Origin of the sequence: Halotia branconii CENA392 (assembly GCF_029953635.1) — a bacterium.
Classification (GTDB): domain Bacteria; phylum Cyanobacteriota; class Cyanobacteriia; order Cyanobacteriales; family Nostocaceae; genus Halotia; species Halotia branconii.
In genome coordinates this window covers 4,644,505-4,662,018 of the sequence record NZ_CP124543.1, presented here as the reverse complement: position 1 = coordinate 4,662,018, position 17,514 = coordinate 4,644,505, and the positions used below count along the sequence as shown (strand labels likewise).

The 17,514-nt window shown below is 44.6% G+C and carries 17 protein-coding genes and 2 pseudogenes; 6 read left to right on the top strand and 13 right to left on the bottom strand.

What is annotated here, in order from left to right:
* Positions 1 to 248: 248 nt before the first annotated feature.
* Both QI031_RS31750 and QI031_RS20480 read right to left on the bottom strand, forming a co-directional pair.
* Positions 249 to 968 (bottom strand): annotated as a pseudogene (locus tag QI031_RS31750) (response regulator); the annotation flags it as partial.
* A 43-nt stretch (positions 969 to 1,011) separates the two neighbouring features.
* Positions 1,012 to 1,150 (bottom strand): annotated as a pseudogene (locus QI031_RS20480) (IS701 family transposase); the annotation flags it as partial.
* Positions 1,151 to 1,712: 562 nt separating this feature from the next.
* On the opposite strand from QI031_RS20480, the gene QI031_RS20475 reads away from it, so the two are divergent.
* Positions 1,713 to 2,735, top strand: a complete 1,023-nt coding sequence (locus tag QI031_RS20475; protein ID WP_281481494.1) for a tetratricopeptide repeat protein — start codon at positions 1,713 to 1,715, stop codon at positions 2,733 to 2,735.
* Positions 2,736 to 3,464: 729 nt separating this feature from the next.
* Here the strand turns inward: QI031_RS20475 and QI031_RS20470 are convergent.
* From QI031_RS20470 to QI031_RS20430, 9 genes are all read right to left on the bottom strand, one after another.
* Positions 3,465 to 4,208, bottom strand: a complete 744-nt coding sequence (locus tag QI031_RS20470) for an SDR family NAD(P)-dependent oxidoreductase (protein WP_281481493.1) — start codon at positions 4,206 to 4,208, stop codon at positions 3,465 to 3,467.
* Between the two features lie 319 nt (positions 4,209 to 4,527).
* Positions 4,528 to 5,271, bottom strand: coding sequence for an SDR family oxidoreductase (locus QI031_RS20465; protein ID WP_281481492.1), 744 nt, complete (start codon positions 5,269 to 5,271; stop codon positions 4,528 to 4,530).
* A gap of 42 nt (positions 5,272 to 5,313) precedes the next feature.
* Positions 5,314 to 5,547, bottom strand: coding sequence for a tautomerase family protein (locus tag QI031_RS20460; RefSeq protein WP_281481491.1), 234 nt, complete (start codon positions 5,545 to 5,547; stop codon positions 5,314 to 5,316).
* Between the two features lie 26 nt (positions 5,548 to 5,573).
* On the bottom strand, positions 5,574 to 6,032 hold the full coding sequence (locus QI031_RS20455) for a carboxymuconolactone decarboxylase family protein (protein WP_281481490.1): 459 nt from the start codon (positions 6,030 to 6,032) through the stop codon (positions 5,574 to 5,576).
* A 40-nt stretch (positions 6,033 to 6,072) separates the two neighbouring features.
* A complete protein-coding gene (locus QI031_RS20450; RefSeq protein ID WP_281481489.1) occupies positions 6,073 to 6,570 on the bottom strand; it encodes a (R)-mandelonitrile lyase in 498 nt (165 codons plus the stop codon).
* Between the two features lie 152 nt (positions 6,571 to 6,722).
* Entirely contained in the window at positions 6,723 to 6,959 is a 237-nt protein-coding gene (locus QI031_RS20445; RefSeq protein WP_281486085.1) for an aldo/keto reductase, read from the bottom strand.
* 152 nt (positions 6,960 to 7,111) lie between these two features.
* Complete coding sequence (locus QI031_RS20440; protein ID WP_281481488.1) at positions 7,112 to 7,780, bottom strand: TMEM175 family protein; 669 nt, start codon at positions 7,778 to 7,780, stop codon at positions 7,112 to 7,114.
* Positions 7,781 to 7,864: 84 nt separating this feature from the next.
* Positions 7,865 to 8,887, bottom strand: a complete 1,023-nt coding sequence (locus tag QI031_RS20435) for an alpha/beta hydrolase (RefSeq protein ID WP_281481487.1) — start codon at positions 8,885 to 8,887, stop codon at positions 7,865 to 7,867.
* A 367-nt stretch (positions 8,888 to 9,254) separates the two neighbouring features.
* Positions 9,255 to 9,665 (bottom strand): (R)-mandelonitrile lyase, encoded by a 411-nt coding sequence (locus tag QI031_RS20430; protein WP_281481486.1) that lies wholly within the window; start codon positions 9,663 to 9,665, stop codon positions 9,255 to 9,257.
* Positions 9,666 to 9,876: 211 nt separating this feature from the next.
* On the opposite strand from QI031_RS20430, the gene QI031_RS20425 reads away from it, so the two are divergent.
* The 5 genes from QI031_RS20425 to QI031_RS20405 all read left to right on the top strand — a co-directional run bounded on the left by QI031_RS20425 (position 9,877) and on the right by QI031_RS20405 (position 13,913).
* Positions 9,877 to 10,860, top strand: coding sequence for an AraC family transcriptional regulator (locus QI031_RS20425; protein WP_281481485.1), 984 nt, complete (start codon positions 9,877 to 9,879; stop codon positions 10,858 to 10,860).
* Between the two features lie 162 nt (positions 10,861 to 11,022).
* Entirely contained in the window at positions 11,023 to 11,769 is a 747-nt protein-coding gene (locus QI031_RS20420; RefSeq protein ID WP_281481484.1) for a hypothetical protein, read from the top strand.
* Positions 11,770 to 11,776: 7 nt separating this feature from the next.
* Positions 11,777 to 12,565, top strand: a complete 789-nt coding sequence (locus tag QI031_RS20415; RefSeq protein ID WP_281481483.1) for a Nif3-like dinuclear metal center hexameric protein — start codon at positions 11,777 to 11,779, stop codon at positions 12,563 to 12,565.
* 272 nt (positions 12,566 to 12,837) lie between these two features.
* Positions 12,838 to 13,053, top strand: a complete 216-nt coding sequence (locus QI031_RS20410; RefSeq protein ID WP_281481482.1) for a hypothetical protein — start codon at positions 12,838 to 12,840, stop codon at positions 13,051 to 13,053.
* 548 nt (positions 13,054 to 13,601) lie between these two features.
* A complete protein-coding gene (locus QI031_RS20405; protein ID WP_281481481.1) occupies positions 13,602 to 13,913 on the top strand; it encodes a DUF6679 family protein in 312 nt (103 codons plus the stop codon).
* A 59-nt stretch (positions 13,914 to 13,972) separates the two neighbouring features.
* Here QI031_RS20405 and QI031_RS20400 read toward each other — a convergent pair whose 3' ends face one another.
* The gene (locus tag QI031_RS20400) at positions 13,973 to 15,640 is read right to left on the bottom strand and encodes an MBL fold metallo-hydrolase (protein WP_281486084.1); all 1,668 of its coding nucleotides are present in this window, start codon (positions 15,638 to 15,640) and stop codon (positions 13,973 to 13,975) included.
* 860 nt (positions 15,641 to 16,500) lie between these two features.
* The gene (locus QI031_RS20395) at positions 16,501 to 17,295 is read right to left on the bottom strand and encodes a carbonic anhydrase (RefSeq protein ID WP_281481480.1); all 795 of its coding nucleotides are present in this window, start codon (positions 17,293 to 17,295) and stop codon (positions 16,501 to 16,503) included.
* Positions 17,296 to 17,514: the final 219 nt, after the last annotated feature.

The following is a 17,514-nucleotide window of genomic DNA, read 5'->3' as shown; positions in this document are numbered from 1 at the left end:
CTAATGCCAAGCTGACCGTCGGGACGGCTTTCGAGCAGATAGGTACATTCGCCCGCCTCTGGATAAATCTCAACAAACAAGTAGCGCGACAAATCGAGATGTTCGGCGATGCGTTGGCCCGCTATTTCCATGACTTCTTCGGCAGTGGCGAACGGCGCAAAATCGCTCATCAAATCGGTGAGAAAAGCGAGATTTGCCTCCTGGCGTTTGCGATCGCTAATGTCCTCAAAGACGACGACAACCTGATGGCTGCCCGCGTTGCCAATACGCGAGGCAAAAACGCGAAACCAACGCCCGGTGGGTTCGTGCCAGTTTTCAAAATCAACCGCTTCTCCCGTTTTAGCGACGCGATCGTAAATCTCAAACCAGTGTGCCTCGTATTGCGGTGCTAATTCGTGCATGGTTTTGCCAATTGCGTCCACGAGTCCGGTCTGTTTCTTAAAGGCTGGATTGGCTTCCAGAAAGCGATAATCAAATGCTTGTCCGCGTTCATCAAACAAAACTTCGATCAGACAAAACCCCTCGTCCATTGAGTTGAACAACGATCGATATTTGGCTTCGGCTTGCTTGAGCTTGGTAGTATCTTTGTCAAGTTCCTGGACTTCCTGCAATGCTTGCTGTACCGATGGCACCAACCGCCCTAACCGTTGCTTGAGTACATAATCTGTCGCGCCTTGTTTAATCGCTTCAATTGCCAATTCTTCGCCCAAACTGCCAGAGATGAAAATAAACGGCGTATCAGGACGTAGGCGACGGGCGATCGTTAGTGCCGTAACATCATCAAAATTAGACAAGGCATAGTCTGCCAAAATCAAGTCGATTTCGTCGGTTTCCAGTATTCTAATAAAATCAGCGCGAGTTTCTACCCGCAGTAGTTCACAGTTAATACCGCCCTCTCTTAGCGTGGCTTGCACGATCTCTGCATCGGGAAGATTAGCTTCGAGTAAGAGAAACTCAAGTGCTGACATGATTTTCTTCCTGCTGTTTTGGTAGTGCTTGAGTATATGTATGGCACTGATATGATTTAATGCCAGTCAATTGCTTTAAATTGTCGGTGAAACTCTTCAACTTTCCATTGAACCTTACACACTTGTTGTACAACGTCCGTAGAATCTTGAGATAAATCATTTGTAGCGATCAAATTCGTTTGGAACGGTAAATTATGATGATACACAAGGTTTTGCAGCATCTCTGACATCTATATAGTATAGAAAACAATACGGTTCAGTTAGCGTTAAAAAACTGATTTGGTGTAGTAGCATGACAAGCTTGGGAACTTCCAGAGAATAAATTATATTTGTTGTCTTCCCCCTGCTCCACTTCGGCTACGCTCAGTGACCACTTGCTCCCCTGCCTACCCCAGCGACGGGATATTTTTAGTTGGAAGTCCCTTGCCGTGTTACTACATTCACATCATATTTTTTGTGAAATGGTATAAGTCCTGTAATATACGGCTAAACATGAGTTACAAAATCTTGTTGTATTGTTAATGCTGCAATTTTCTTGATTCAGTTAGATTTATCCATACACTACCTGCTTTTATGCAGGTATTTTTATTTTAGTCTTGTATCTAAAGGTAGACTTCTCTATTTACATTTTATATCTAAGGGTAGAAAATAATGGTTAACTCAAATTTGGGAAACCTTAGAGGAGTTCATTTCCAAAAGGTATCTGCCCAAGCATCTATTTATCTCTAGTGCCACCGAGGTCAGATGACGCAACCTTTTAGTCAAGTCAAAGAATGGGAACAACGTCGCCACGAAGCCAGCCGCTACTATCAGCGAGGAAAATTTTCAGAATATCTCAATTTAGCCACCGAGAATTTGCGTTTAGCTAGAGCCATTCCAGATCGAGCCAGAGAAGGTCATACATTGAACGATATTGGTTTGGCTCACCTTGGTTGCTGGCAATTTCAAAAAGCGTTAAAGTGTTTTCATCAGGCGCTTGCGGTTGCTCAAGAAATCGATAACGATCGCGCCCAAGCAACTGCTATGAGTAATTTGGGTTCTACTTACAGTCGTCTGGGAAGATTTTCTCAAGCCTTGGAGTATTTAGATCAAGCAGTTTTCATCTTCAGGAAATTGCAAGATACTCAAGGTGAAGTTTCTACTCTCAATGATGTGGCGTTGATTTATACCAGATTGCGAGAACCGAAACGAGCATTATTGCTACAAAACCAAATTTTAGCAATGCGGCGATCGCTAGGAGATTTTTCTGGTGAAGCCACAACTTTAAATGGGATTGGTTTTGCTTACTGCACTTTAGGCAAGTTTGAACAAGCTCTCAAATTTCTGCAAGAAGCCCTACCAATTCAACGAGCCACTAAAAATCTGCTAGGTGAAGCAACGACTTTAAACAATATTGCTTCTGTATATAGCGATTTAGGGCAACCTAAAGAAGCATTAATACTTTATCATCAAGTTTTGTTGACACGTCAAGCATTAAACGATCGCTCTGGTGAAGCAACAACCCTGCATAACATTGGTTTTACCTACAGTATTCTTGCACAACACAAGCAAGGATTAAAGTTCTACAAACAAGCGATCGCAATTTATCAAGAATTGAGCGATTGTCTAGGAGAAAGTTCAACTTTAGTGAATATGGGCAACCTGTATGCAATGACGAAACGCAAAAAGTTGGCGCGATCGTGCTATCGAAATGCTCAAGAATTAGCTGAACAACTCGAATATCAGCCACTGTTAGAAAAGTTACAGCAATACATGGATGCTCTTTAACGCACTCAAAGCTTTTTATTCAAGCAGCGTAGCAACCAATTCGCAATTCGCAATTATAATCCGTGGGGGCTTGAACCCACCGCTGATAGCGTAGCGGTAGCCAGCTTGCGAACGTCTTGAAGACCGCTAAATTTCCAATTTAGCGGGGGTTTGAAACCCACATAATTACCAATCACCAATTATTTGGTCATTTACGCGATTACCTTTCTTCAGCGTGTTAACTTCCGAGCCAAGCTCTTCGACAATACCCATCATAATCATGTTCGGTAAAAGGCTTATCATTAAGACCGCAGGAGGGCAGCACTTCGGCTTACTTCGGCTACGCGTTAATTGAGTTTCGGCTACGCTCAACTGCCGCGCAGCGCTGCACTGAGCCTGTCGAAGTGTCGAAACTCAGTGACCAGGAGCAGGGAGCATACTTCGGCTTACTTCGACTACGCCCTTCTCCTGTCGGAGACGCTGCGCGAACGGCTACGCTCAGGCTAAACTCAGTACAAGACGCTCAGTAACCAGGGGGAGAAAGAGTTTGAGCCTTATTTACTTTTTGTTACATAGTTTGGTTTTATTGCACCGACTTCAGAAAAACGAACTTTAGGCATGGTGGCGTATTTGTTGTTTATCGAAGCTGGTGCAGTACAGTATCGGGCGGGATAGTTGCGATCGCAGACACAGAGGTTATGACTAAATTCCAATTAAGATATACAGACTTGATGATTCTCAAAAATTCCTCTATGCCCCCCAACCGCCGTCTACCCGTAGAGTCGCTCCAGTGATGTTGCTGGCTTCGGGTGAAGCTACAAACGCTACCAGTGCTGCCACTTCTTCCGGTTTGCCATAACGTCCCAAAGCCGTGACAGACTTTTGATAGTCAGCCTGTGGGCTATCAGCGGGGTTGGCATCGGTATCAATTGGGCCGGGTTCCACACAATTAACGGTGATATTCTGTGGCCCCAGATCTCGCGCCCAGCCCCGTGTCAGACCTGCTATGGTGAACTTAGTGGCGCAGTAGATAGAAAGCCCTGGCATAGGCACCGCTTCGCCCAAAGAACTGCCAATATTGATGATGCGTCCGCCCGACTCCATGCGTCGAGCCGCTTCCCGACTGGCAACGAACACCCCTCGCACATTGAGGTTCATTTGCTTGTCGAATGCCTCGTCCGTAATCTCGGCCAGGCTGCCGGGGATGGCCGCACCCGCATTATTAACCAGAATCGAGACCTTGCCCAAACCCTTTTCGGCTTCGTCAAACAGGTTTATCACCTGGGCTGGGTCACTCATGTCGGCTTTGATGGCGATCGCCTTACCGCCATCAGCCTGAATCTGCTCCACCAGATGATTGGCGGCATCGGCACTGCTGGCATAGTTCACTACCACATGGGCACCGTGGGCTGCCAGCTTTTGGCAAATCGCCGCTCCGATGCCACGGGAGCCACCGGTAACGAGGGCAACTTTATTAGATAAAGGTTGGTTCATAAAGAGTAACCAAGATAAAGGATAATAACGCGATAAATTCCCAGAATTAGCGAGAAGACTTAATGATCTGTATAACCTACACATCAGATCGGGCAGAAGCGCGATGTTTTGACGCTAATTTATCATTGTACAGCAGACAATTTTGGCTGAAATGATTATTCATTCGGCTTTTGAACAAGCTCGATTGTCACGGCTGCGATCGCTAGATGAAGCCCCAGACTCAGCATTAGAGCAAATCACAAAATTGTTGCTGTGAGTAATTTCATTTTGATTAACCGCTTGCTGGTATGACATTAGTGCGTGCAATCAGCCACCATCCTTACCAAGGCTGCGTGGTTGGGCCAATCGTAAATTCGTTCACGTTGGTGTCTTCTGGCTGGTCAATCGCAAACGCCACAACATTGGCTACTCGATCTGGTGAGATGCTATGTTGCTCATACAACTTTGTCATTGCTTTAGCAGAATTTGGGTCAGTAATCTGATCTAACAACTGGGTGTTAATTGCAGCAGGATAAATGGTCGCAGTCCGAATGTTAGTTCCTTCTTGAGCAGACTCTATACGTATAACTTCCATGAAATTACGTACAAACCATTTCGTACCACCATAAATCGCAGCACCTGGATAAGCTTTTAATCCAGCAACCGATGAAGTTGTGATAATATGCCCAGACTTTTGGCTAACAAACGTTGGCAACACAGCAGCGACACCATTTAAGACACCCTTGATATTGACATCAACTGTTTGATTCCATTCATCAGTTTTCAATGCAGACAGTGGAGAAGTGGGCATGATGCCAGCGTTCAAGAAAATCACATCAACGCCTCCAAATGTTTCCTTGGCAAGCTTGGCGATCGCAGCGTTATCAGCTGGATTAGTCACATCCATCACTTGATAAACTGCTTGTCCGCCACCGCTATTAATTGCATCAACCAGTTGTTTTAATTGTTGCTCACGGCGCGCGCCCAATACGACTTTAGCGCCTTTGCTGGCAAGCAATTTCGCAGTTGCTTCACCAATTCCTGAAGATGCGCCGGTAATAATCACAACTTTGTCCTTAATCATCTTATTTCTCCTTTTTGCAGAATTGTTTTCCTTGTTTCGTTGCTATTGGAATGGGTTATAGCCTGGCTGCTTGTAGAGTTTCTTTGAGTGATTCAGAATATCTGGTTTATAAACCTGCTCTGCCCAATCCCCAGGTTTGATTTCTTCAATCGCTACCGAAACCGATTCTTCGCCGCATTCCAGAATGGAAACAACATCTTTGACGATTTGCTCGGCAAGCTGAACCTTCTGCTGTTCTGATCGGCCAGGGTAGAGCTTAACGCTGATATGAGGCACTGCTTTTCTCCTTCAGTTTGAAGTTTTTATTGAGACTTATTGCTTAAAACCTGATTCAATACTTCAGCAGCATTATCGGCTTCAGGCTTGCCGACTTTGGACTTGAGAACGGATATAAGGCTATTCATTTGTGCCTCACTCAGTCCGGTATTCATGCCGATTCTAAAATGTGCTTGCAGTTGAGAGTTAACACCTTTCATGCTGGCAAGAGCTGCAATGGTCGCAATCTCCCTACTTTGGTAGTCCAGGTTGTCGCGCCCGAAGATGTCTGCGAACAGGTGACTTTTCAAAAACTGATCGATGGCAGGAGCAAAAGTATAAATTTCTCCATAAACCGGACTTCCTGCTAGGCGCGTCTGAATTTCTGTTCCAAGTTCAATACGACTTTTATCGGTAGGAAGTGGGCTTGCTTCCCTGCCCGTTGCGTCCTTGATTCCCTTTGTCTGCCTTGCTTTCAGAAATTTATTGCCGGGTAATAAAGCCAAGGACGTGCATCTCGACTCCCAAAAATTTCGGACACGGAGATCACTTGCGATATTGTTCATCACTGACCTTTTCCATCCAGTCCACGTTCTTGCCGTCGAGCTGTTCTTGAATAGCAATGTGAGTCATCGCCGTGGTTGGCGTAGCCCCGTGCCAGTGTTTCACTCCCGGCGGAATTTGCACCACATCACCGGATGTGATTTCTTGAATTGGTCTGCCCCATTGCTGGACATATCCAGATCCAGCCGTCACAATCAGAGTTTGCCCTAATGGATGGGTATGCCACGCTGTACGCGCACCTGGTTCAAACGTGACACTACCGCCAGACGTGCGTGACGGCTCGCGTGCTGAGAATAGGGGGTCGATACGGACGGAACCCGTGAAGTTTTTAGCAGGCCCCTTAGTGGAAGGCTGCGAACCGTTTCGCCTAACCTCTACTATTTGTGCGTTATTTTTCGATGGGGCTTGTGCTTGTTCCACAGCAGAGAAACCCGAAGCAAGCAGAAAAGGTGACACGATTGTTGTCGCAAGCAGTTTCATTTCTATCTCCTTTGATCGTTATTCAATACAACCGTTTGCATCGTTTCCCTCCAAGTTGTACTTTTTTCTTCATAAGTAGGACTTACGCAACGCCGATATTGTCATTGCGACCGGAACGGAGTGTAGGGAAGCAATCCCAGCGTTAGGGTAGATTACTTCGCTATCGCTCGTAATGACGGAGTTACGTTATTTCTGCGTAAGTCCTGATAAGCAGTCAGTTCGGAATTAGGACTAATGTTGAACCCGAATTTGGTAGCGATGACCACTTGCCCACGGAAGGGAGCGAGAGCTTCGCCCACCAACTCTTCGTTTAGGAACGGGCCGTAGACCTCGGCAGTGTCAAAGAATGTGATGCCGCGATCAACGGCAGTCCTAAGCAGAGCAGTCATCTCCTGGATGTTCTTGGGTAGGCCATAAAAAAAACTCATTCCCATACAGCCCGAACGCTGAGACTTCTAAATTGCTATTACCAAGTTTGCGTTTTTGCATTGTTTTTCTTTATTGATGTGGAACTGAGATTGTTCGTCGATCCCGCGGTTGTTCAGTCGCCTTCACTGCGATCGCGCAGCGACTCCGCAGGAGTATCGCTGCTCGTCGTAGAATCGTCGATAGGAGACGGGGTACTCCTGTAGCCCCAGCGAGGCCAGAGATAGAAAAGGTTGAGGAGGATGAACAGCAGCACCGCCAGCCAGGGCAGAACCAACGCGACTACGGTGGCGATCGCATAAGCGATTGGCCCGAAAAGAAACTGCCGTCTGAGCTTTCGTACTTTTTTTGCTGCGAGGTGAGGATCGATCAGCCGATACTCGTGAGCCGCGTACCGCCACATGGCGTTAACGAAGATACCAATCACGGTCAAGATGCTACTGTAGAAGGCAGCGGCAATCGGTTCGTCCGTTCCCCGGTGAAACGCTTCAGCCAGCACGGCGGTTGGGAACGGCAGGAATGCGATCAGCATCAGGTGGAGGACATTCAGCAGTAACAGCGTTCCATCCACCCGGACGATGTGGTGAAACATGGCGTGATGGTTGATCCAGATAGCGCCGATTACCAGAAAGCTTACTACGTAGGCAAGGTAGGACGGCCAGAGTTGGAGGAGTTCTGCCCCAAGCACTGTATCGGGGGGTGGCACTTTGATTTCGAGTACCAGCAGGGTGATGGCGATTGCAAAAACACCGTCGCTAAATGCTTCCAAACGACTAGTATTCATGCCTATACTTCTCTTCAGGATTGGTGAGCCAGATTCTTTAAGGACGTACTATGACTTTGTCGGAGAGTCCATTGCTGTCATCGCTTACCCTGGATGCGTTTTCGTTGCTTTGCCCATGTGCTGGTCGAACCAGCCAATCAAGCGCTCAGGATGCTGACCGAAGTGGTTGTAAGCGTAAAAACGCTGGTTCGATTCCTCGATCCAAAGCAGTTCCTTATCCTGCGCTCCCAAGGCATCAAAGATGGCTTGCCCATCGCTTTCCGCATGGACAAGGAAATCTCGGCGAAGTTGTGCCATCAGCGTGGGTACTTTGACATACTTCGCGTAGGGCAACGGGGTTTCTTCATTGAGGCGAAAGCCCGTTAGTTCGCGGAGGCGTTCGTCCAGTTTGGCGGCTTCCTTCTGTGGATCGAGATGCAAATTCTCGGCACCACGCTCGATAAAGGTTTTGCCGGACACGACGTTGAGCAAGACCAAAGCCTGGATGTGCGTGAACTCTTCTTGCCATTTCGCCATCGCGATAATGGTTGAGTTTCCTCCCATACATCGGCTATAGAGTCCAGTCGTCATCGCCGCTAAGTCCTTTCGCTGCTTCGCGTAACGGATAGAGCCGACGACATCGCGGCACTCCAGCAGCCCCAGACCGCTAATTCCGCCGTTTGCTTCGCCACTCAGACCGCAGTTACGAAGGTCGTAGGTTAGGATGTTGTAGCCAGCGTCGTGCAGGTGCTTCAACTCTGGTAGGAAATTCACCTCAAAGCCGCCGAACATCGTGTTCCAAGGCGGCAAATGCCCTGGAAAACCGTAGCGATTGCAGGTCATCGGGTGGTTCACGATCAGCAGCTTGTCGGAATTAGCGGGAATGAACCAAGCCTCTAGGGGAATGCCGTCAAGTGACGGGAAAAAGACATCTTCATAATCGAGTCCAATGTCGCTAGGACGCTTCAAGACTGGCGTACGGGCACCCGTCTTAAACAGTTGAGCATACTGCTCGATCATAGGATGAAGCTTGTGCGAGATGGAGTCGGACACATTCTCTACCAAGTCACCTGCGACATCGGTGAGCTGCACATCCTGTTCACCCAAATCTTTCCGCTTGTCAGTCATAAGTTTCCTCCAGTATTAAAGTGCAGTTTTGCTGCATGAGTATTTATGAACGTAATTTGCGATTAAGTGGGTATGCAAAATTATTTGGGTCATTGCGAACGAAGTGAAGCAATCCTAAACGCTTGCGATTACTTCGTTTCGCTTCGCTGCACTTGTAATGACAATATACAATTAATTATGCATGAGTACTTATTCTTTGACTATGTAAAACCCGATCGCTGAGACTTCCAAGTTGCTGTTTCTTAGTTTGCACGTTGGCAATGGGTCTGTGAAATTCTACCTTGTGTTATTCAGATTTGAGCGTGCCATATTGTGATGTTTCACTGACTGCGGAATAGGCTTTCGCGTTGAACATGAATAAATGCTACTAGTTGTTTACGTTTGGTGTCTGGTATTGTTCATCGCTGACCTGTTCCATCCAGTCCACAGTCTTGCCGTCAAGCTGTTCCTGAATGGCGATGTGCGTCATCGCCGTAGTTGCCGTAGCCCCATGCCAATGCTTCTCACCTGGTGCAAACCAGATTACGTCTCCCGGTCGAATTTGCTCGATCGCGCCACCCCAGCGTTGTGCAAGGCCACAGCCAGCCGTCACAATCAAAGTCTGACCCAACGGATGAGTATGCCATGCTGTCCGAGCGCTAGGCTCGAACGTGACACTAGCGCCGACAGTGCGTGCTGGATCGTGTGCCTCAAACAGAGGGTCAATGCGGACAGTGCCTGTAAAATACTCGGCTGGCCCTTTAGCAGAAGGCTGTGAGCCACTTCTTTTAATATCCATTTTCTTAATTCCTTTACTTGATGCCCTGTATGGTTGCTAGCAGGCAAGTCTCTTGCCCAATCAACACAGAGTTTTTTCTTGAATAAAAATCCAAAATGTCTGCAATTAGCTAAAATCATTTTTCATTGCTTTAGCTTTATTCTATGAATTATTAAAGGCGAACAATAGAATAATCATCTAAGATTGTTGTACAATCCTGCAAAACTTAAAGATGAAAGCCGTCAAAACGAGTGAAAAAGCGGATATAGATTTAATGAACGACCAGCAGGCAAAGCGTGAAGCAGACAGAGCGCAAGCCAACAGAGACGAGCTGACTGAGCGCATCTCACAGGCTATCCGTAATGATGGGACGATTGAGCCACTCAAAGGATTGCACTTCAACCGTTCCTCTTCGCCTTCGGAATGCCTTCATAGTGTCTCTATTCCTGCCTTTTGTGCGATCGCTCAGGGCAGCAAAGAAGTTCTTCTGGGCAGCGATCGCTATCAGTACGACCCGATGCATTATCTGCTAGCGACAGCCGAACTTCCGATTGTTAGCCAAATTCTGGAAGCGTCCAAAGAAAAGCCGTACCTGAGTCTGCGTCTCGATCTCGACCCCACCCTTGTCGGTTCAGTCATGGTTGAAGCAGGCTATCCCTCAGCAAACAAGAGGTCTAATGTAAAAGCAATCAACGTCAGTCCATTGGATGCAAATCTGTTAGACGCTGCGGTGAGGCTCGTTAGGCTTCTAGATTCCCCTGCTGAAGCTGATGTTCTCGTACCACTGATTAAGCGGGAAATTATTTACCGACTCCTGATGGGAGAGCAAGGTAGCCGGCTTCGTCATATTGCCGTTCTAGGAGGCTACACTCACTACATCGCCAGAGCCGTCGAGCGACTTCGTAAAGACTTTAACCAGCCGCTTCGGATTGAAAGCATCGCACGAGATCTGGGAATGAGTGTATCGGGCTTTCACCATCACTTCAAGTCTGTCACTGCAATGAGTCCCTTGCAGTTCCAGAAGCAACTGCGGCTTCAGGAAGCTCGCCGTCTGATGCTGGGGCAAAACCTTGATGCTAGCAGTGCTGCCTACCATGTGGGTTATGATGATGCCTCTCACTTTAACCGGGAGTACAAGCGGCTGTTTGGTGCGCCACCAATACGCGATGTGCAGCGGCTGCGAGAAGCTGCTAGAGAGACTGCTAATTTAATATAAAATAATATAGGACTCCTATTTGATTTTTGAACACGATTCAGTACATATCTATCCCTTATTAACTGTTCCCTGTTTCCTGTTCCCTACCTACACAAATAAATTCACCGAATCAAACCGGATTACTATACTTATTTTGAGTTGCTTGAAATATTGCAATTAATTATGAAGCAAAATCTAGCACCAACTCAGGCTTTCGCATACCTTGATGAAATTCTTGCCCAGCAGTCTATTAACCTGTTATCGCTTAATCCCAAAAAATCTTTAATTACTAGCTTTGCCGAATTGGAAAATTTAATTGCTGCACAAACTACCGATAAACAATTAATTTCTCATTTGCAATCTACTTTAAAAGTCATACTTGATGCCCAATTACAAAACTTTCCAGAAAACATTTTCTGGGATTTTGATTTTATGGTGAGCAGTTTGCTTAGGCAAGCTTTAGTGGCAACTGATGGTGCTGATTTTTTAGAATCTTTTGCTAACAAAATGGTTTCTTTAATCGAATTATTCGGAATTAAAAAAGAAATGCGCTTTCGCTACGTTCACGATTTTATGTACGGGTTTGACTGGGCAAGATGGGTACAGAAAGAGCCTCAAAATCGCGCCCACATAGAGCCTTTTAGCTTACTTTTTCTAGACTATTTGCTCATTAAAGGTCAAAAACTTGTGCATCGCATCAGTCTTGATCAAGTTTCATTTTATAAACTGTGTGATACAGGCTTTCGTAATCCTTTTTCCTTTTCCCGCGAACCAGAAGATGAATACCGTTTATTGATTTACCTAGCAGAAAAACAACTCATCCCAGTGGCTGCATGGAACTGGAATGCTCAACCTGTATGGAATAAACCTTTTGAGGAAATGCGCCAGCAATTATCAGTAAAATTGAATATTCAGCCACAAAGACACTGAAAAAAATATGAAAGTTGTTGATTTAATTACTTGGTTTGAAGAATGGGCAAATCCTGCTTGGTGTGAAAGTTGGGATAATTGTGGTTGGCAAATTGAGCCGGGAGTATTGCAGGATGCAGCACGGGTGTTGGTGTGTTTAACACCAACTTTGGCAGTAATGCAAGAAGCGATCGCTTTCAAAGCCAATTTAATTTTTGCCCATCATCCTTTAATTTTCAATCCTCCCAAGTCGTTGTGCAGTGGTGAAGCGATCGCAGAAATGGCACGGTTAGCTTTTACCCACAACATAGGTGTCTACAGCGCTCATACTAATTTTGATCAAGTACAAGATGGGACTGCTGATGTTTTGGCTCAGATTTTAGAACTCCAAGAAGTTACTCCCATAGTACCCACCCAGGCAGGACTAGGATATGGACGTGTAGGAATGCTCAAGCCATTTGTGTCTTTACAAGAGTTACTCACCAATATTCAAAATCAACTTGCTCCCCCTAATTTAATTTTTTCTCCTGTTGCCGATTTACAGCAAACAATTTCACGAGTGGCTGTGTTGGGTGGTTCAGGAGCTAGTTTTATTTCGGCGGTAGTTAAAACTAATGCTCAAGCTTATCTGACTTCTGATTGTAAGTTTCATCAATTTCAAGAAAGCCGCGATCGCGGTCTAATTTTAATTGATGCCGGACATTATGCAACCGAACGCCCTGCTTGCGATCGCTTAGTACAAAAATTTAATTCTTTAAATCTAGACTGGGTACAATTGAGCCACAAAGATGAGGATTTCCGTCAATTTCTTGTTTAAGTTGTTTTCCTCTTTTTATTATCATATATACATCAATAATTAGTATATTTATATACTTAAATTAAGGTGTTTAGCCAGATTTTTTGTACTATTTGCTCTAAGTAATATATTGCATAAGCTCTTAAAGTCTTATTAATGCGTTTATATACTGTGATTTAAATCACGTAAATGTGTAATTATAATCACTAGCCATTACGGTTTCATATCAACTAGTTAAGGAGGAAAATGTTTCAGAATAGAAATAATAAATTGCTCTCTACACCCTAACCAACATGATTCGCACACTCGTTGAATCTGCTTTCCAAACTGGGTATCTTAGTGTTGAATCTGAGGGTCTACTTCATCAAGTATTGGCGACCAAGTGCTATCAGTCAGAAGATTTGGAAGACCTTGAAACCTTATACGATGCAGTACGCACAGGTGAAATTAAAAGAGAAGCATCTTCGCAACTGCCAATGGCATTTCTCACACAGTACAAATCTTGCTGATAGTACTGCTTTGTAGGGTGCAAATCAAAGCTGTGTAGCGTTAGCCAAAACTTTCAACTCAAAACTCTTGCAGTGTTGTTGCCGAAAACCATCAAGGTAGGCAAGAGAATGAGTTAAGATCAAATATATACGGGGGAAAAGTAAAGCCGAGTCCCCAGACTTTCCAGTAATGCCAATGATTACAAGTAGGCAAATTAAACAACCGCAATCACCTCTTGTTTTGGAGTATTTTTTATTACATAATGGTAGAAGCGATTTACCAGTAAGTTTTAGGCTGGTGAGTAAGATCCCCGAATTGTGTGACTTCTATGAAGTAGACATTCGCTGAAGAACCTTGAAATAGATTGAGTTGACTGGGGGCAGTAACTACTAGCTGATGACTCAAAATTTTCCTAGATTCTGGCCACTATCAGTAAGTCTTTGGATGCAGTTATCAGATGTACTAATTCTCAACCAAGCAGCTTATCTCTTAAGGTGTAATCTAAAATGGGGTAGAACCCAGATTTTGACAGGTTTAACTACGTTGTTTAAAAAGGCAGAAGCAATACATGCTACACCGCAAGATTTATCAACTGTGTTGCGATGGGCGCGAGGTATGTGTTTTCTTGCGGGACCAGCAACGCTGGATCGAACGCGCCCGCATTCTCGACATAGAGGGAGATTTAGTCACCCTACGTTATGAGACAGAAGAGGAAGATGAAACTTGTTCTTGGGAGGAGATGATTCGCCTTGAAAGTATCGGCGCTGTAACCCAAAAATTAGCTTCAGTGCCGCGTGGTAATGTAGAACCTCTGATGACTGAAGACTGTCCAGAAGCTGAGCGTATCCGCAACCATTACCCTGAATCCAACCCTGAATAACTAGTCAGTGGTCAGTGGTCAGTAGTCAGTTGTTAACAAAACTGACTACTAACTAGAAACTACTGATTATCATTTAAGCGTTCAAAAGCAGGACAGTAGCCTTCAAGAGTTACCTTGAAGTGATACAAGGGGGAAGCAGGATTCCAACACCGCTGCCCCCTTTGGTGTCGGCAGTTTCCGCAGCACTCGACATCAGATGAAGTATAGCGATCGCTACTATTTTGATTGAGCAAATCTCGCTGAGACAATCCCCGCAAGACTAGTTCTTCTCCTTGCCAATGACCCTCGATTAAACCAGTATCGGCAAACTGCCGCCAACGAGGATCGGTAGTAATCGCATCGGGAAGTGTAATTGTAATTACCGTTCCCAATTCTGTCAGTTCACCTTCATAATTGGTTTCTGGAGCTGCTGGTTGTAAAAATGTGTCTCCAATTGGCAGTTCTACTAATGTCCCAGCAGATGGGGAATGAACATGGTAACGGTTTTGTAACTCTTCTAAGCTAGTTAGATCTGCTAAATAGGTAGGGGAACCATGAACAAAAACGACGTGCTGAGGACGCAAGTTATGAATTAGCTGGGTAGTACCAGGGCCATCACTATGCTGCGCTAAAAAATAGCCGTCAATAGTAGTGGGTGCTAAATATTTTTTGTGAACTTTTATATCAATTTTTTCTGGTAACAAGATTAGCCAGGGTCTAGTGTCAGGTTGGCAATATTGTCCCAAATCGGCTGTAGAATCGGTGAGAACAATACAGGGAGACTTGCCTATGGTGGCACGATGTTCTGGTGGCAAACGACGGACTCGCGGACGTACTCGTTCATCCCAAAATAAGGGTTGATGACGGGCGAAGTTTTGTACTGATGCAGGTAAATGAGGTAGTAGTTCTAGGTAAGCATCGCATCCAGTGGCGACAGTACCATCAACCCAAATATCTAAATCACGTCCTGTAAAATGGTGATGAGAACGTAACAGCATTAATAATTCTTGCCCCAAACCTAAAGCAGGTGTGGGTAGTAAAACAGAATAATTATCTGCGATCGCCCGATTAATTCGTTCTGCTAATTGATTTTCTTGATTACGACGATGAGGATGACGAGATGTGCCATAAGTACCTTCAATAATCAGTACACTGAGATCTAGTCCTCGCAATTCTTCTAACCGCAAACCTTCTACTAGCCTAGAGTTTGATAAGAAAAAGTCTCCTGTATACAGTAGCTTGTAAGAATGCTGCTCTGTCGTATAAGTGAGCAAAATTGCTACTGCCCCTGGTAAGTGTCCGGCGGGAAATAACTCTACTACTAAGCCATCTTGCAATTCTACAGGCGATCGCAGCGGTAATGCATGACAAAATTGGGGAATGTCTTGAGGATCTTGATCTGGCCAATTTAGCGGTAGTAACTTACTAGTGACTTCACTGGCATAAACAGGTAAAAGGGGAAAAGATTGATGCAGTGCTAGTAGTCCTCTAGCATGATCTGGGTGGGCGTGACTGATTAAAACTAAATCTGCTGGTTGGGGTAAACTGCCTTTGCGTGTTGATTTAGTTAGCGTACTTAACAATAAAGAACTATCTTTTAAGCCACAGTCTAATAGGATGCGATGTGGCCCCATTTTTACTAATAAACACACGCCCTCATCGTGATGCTGGACACTATAAGGCAAACATTCTAATTCCGACCTTTCCTCAGCATCAACGCCAGAGGATGCCGACAGATTATCCCTCATACTCTCTTCCCCTCCAACCTCATCGTCATTGAAATACCCCAAAAGCCACAAATTACAAGAATTTTGGTTTTTGACTTTGGGATAAGTTTTGTAGTGCGCCTCTACACCCTTAATAATGCGGATTTTGGATTGGGGAGGACGCTTTTTGCGAACCCGCACTGGTTCGCAAAAGTTGGGTAATGAGAAACCCTTAAATTTAGGGCTATGGGAACTTGCCTTTTGCCTTTTTGTATTTCCAAAATTCTGAGCAGAGGTTTTTTCCACTCAGTCTTCTCTCAATGGGCAGAGCCATTACCGTGATAGTTCTCTGAATCATAGAACCCATTTTTCGTACCAAAAAATAAGCACGAAATCGTAAATAGAACCGTTAACCCAACTAAAATCAGCTTTACATCCATGTTATTTGCTGTCCTTAACTAAAGACTTTCCTATATTAATAGTATGCTTTTGCAATCACGCAAAATCGCTAGAAAATCTTTACTATGCTTGGGTTGATTGAGCAATAGGTAAATTTACCCCAATCAGTCAGATTGTAGAACTTTTCGGTTAACCTGTCTATCCATGTAACACGCTTTCATAAATTATTTGGATGAAGAAGTCTGATTCAATTCACATTTCCAATTAATCATCAAAAGGCGATCGCGTTGCCCCTTTCTTTGAGGAGTGGGAAGAATAGTACTTCGGCTCCTTTCGACTACGTCTAAGGCAAGACGCTCAGTAACCATTGCTTCGTCGCCGTCAATTATCAGTTGTTTTTACTACTCACCACACTTCGACTACGCTCAGTGCATCGCTGACAACTGACCACTGACACAAAGTCTCGCCCCTTCCAGGGGCAGTAGGATGAGCTTAAACTTTCTTTAGTTTGTTTTCGAGCCTCGATAAATTCGCTCCATTTGTTGTGGAGACAGCACTGTCATGGGAAACCCCGTATGTGGTGAAATCAAAAGTTCCGGAGATGATTGAATAGTATCTTGTTCAGTTTTACCTAAAGGTGGGTTAAACAATGTTTCATCTATCTCTGATGTGGGAAGCTGATTTTGGAGCAAGACATAGGCGTGCTTTTGTGAATCGTATGTCAAAACTTCACCAGTCTCGATTTGATAAATCCAAGCATAAATACTGAGTTGCTTTTGGTGAAGCTTAGAGTGAATTACTGGATAAGTTCGTAGATTTTCGATTTGGGTGAGTACATTCTCGGCAATAATTATTTCTAATAGTTCTTCGCCTTCATAGTTACTATAATTATCTTTTACTAATCGTCGGGTTGCCTCTGCATACTTGAGCCAATCATGTACCAACGGCATTTCTACCCGCAAACTGTCTAACTTCATTAACCCTTTCATCGCCCCACAATGGGAGTGACCACAGATAATAATTTGTTGAATATCTAATGCTTGAACAGCATATTCAATTGTTGCTCCTTCACCACCATTAGTTGCACCAAAGGGGGGAATAATATTACCTGCATTGCGGATAACAAATAATTCACCTAATCCAGCTTGTGTAATCAAGTTTGGATCGATACGCGAATCTGAACAAGTAATAAATAATACTCTAGGCTTCTGACCATGAGAAAGTTGTTCAAACAGTTCTTCATTGGCAGAAAAGTAACTACTTTTGAACTCACGCAAACCTTTAATCAATTTTTTCATAGAAGTACCTAAATAAATAAGTAATGCTGTTCGTAAAAGTCAGGACTTATGCAAAGTTATCAAAAACGAAACGCTCAAACGGCTTGCCGGAGGCTACCGCTAAGGCACATAGACGCGTTGCGGCAAAGCTACGTTGAGAGCGTAGCGTTTTGCAGAGAAGTTAAGAGGTTTTAGAGAGTTCTTGCGTAAGTCCTAAAAGTTTAATAATTTTATCTTCGC

Coding starts and splice junctions, on each gene's coding strand:
- QI031_RS20475 (WP_281481494.1), top strand. CDS start 1,713: ATGACGCAACCTTTTAGTCAAGTCAAAGAATGGGAACAACGTCGCCAC.
- QI031_RS20470 (WP_281481493.1), bottom strand. CDS start 4,208: ATGAACCAACCTTTATCTAATAAAGTTGCCCTCGTTACCGGTGGCTCC.
- QI031_RS20465 (WP_281481492.1), bottom strand. CDS start 5,271: ATGATTAAGGACAAAGTTGTGATTATTACCGGCGCATCTTCAGGAATT.
- QI031_RS20450 (WP_281481489.1), bottom strand. CDS start 6,570: ATGAAACTGCTTGCGACAACAATCGTGTCACCTTTTCTGCTTGCTTCG.
- QI031_RS20445 (WP_281486085.1), bottom strand. CDS start 6,959: ATGACTGCTCTGCTTAGGACTGCCGTTGATCGCGGCATCACATTCTTT.
- QI031_RS20440 (WP_281481488.1), bottom strand. CDS start 7,780: ATGAATACTAGTCGTTTGGAAGCATTTAGCGACGGTGTTTTTGCAATC.
- QI031_RS20435 (WP_281481487.1), bottom strand. CDS start 8,887: ATGACTGACAAGCGGAAAGATTTGGGTGAACAGGATGTGCAGCTCACC.
- QI031_RS20430 (WP_281481486.1), bottom strand. CDS start 9,665: ATGGATATTAAAAGAAGTGGCTCACAGCCTTCTGCTAAAGGGCCAGCC.
- QI031_RS20425 (WP_281481485.1), top strand. CDS start 9,877: ATGAAAGCCGTCAAAACGAGTGAAAAAGCGGATATAGATTTAATGAAC.
- QI031_RS20420 (WP_281481484.1), top strand. CDS start 11,023: ATGAAGCAAAATCTAGCACCAACTCAGGCTTTCGCATACCTTGATGAA.
- QI031_RS20415 (WP_281481483.1), top strand. CDS start 11,777: ATGAAAGTTGTTGATTTAATTACTTGGTTTGAAGAATGGGCAAATCCT.
- QI031_RS20410 (WP_281481482.1), top strand. CDS start 12,838: ATGATTCGCACACTCGTTGAATCTGCTTTCCAAACTGGGTATCTTAGT.
- QI031_RS20405 (WP_281481481.1), top strand. CDS start 13,602: ATGCTACACCGCAAGATTTATCAACTGTGTTGCGATGGGCGCGAGGTA.
- QI031_RS20400 (WP_281486084.1), bottom strand. CDS start 15,640: ATGAGGGATAATCTGTCGGCATCCTCTGGCGTTGATGCTGAGGAAAGG.
- QI031_RS20395 (WP_281481480.1), bottom strand. CDS start 17,295: ATGAAAAAATTGATTAAAGGTTTGCGTGAGTTCAAAAGTAGTTACTTT.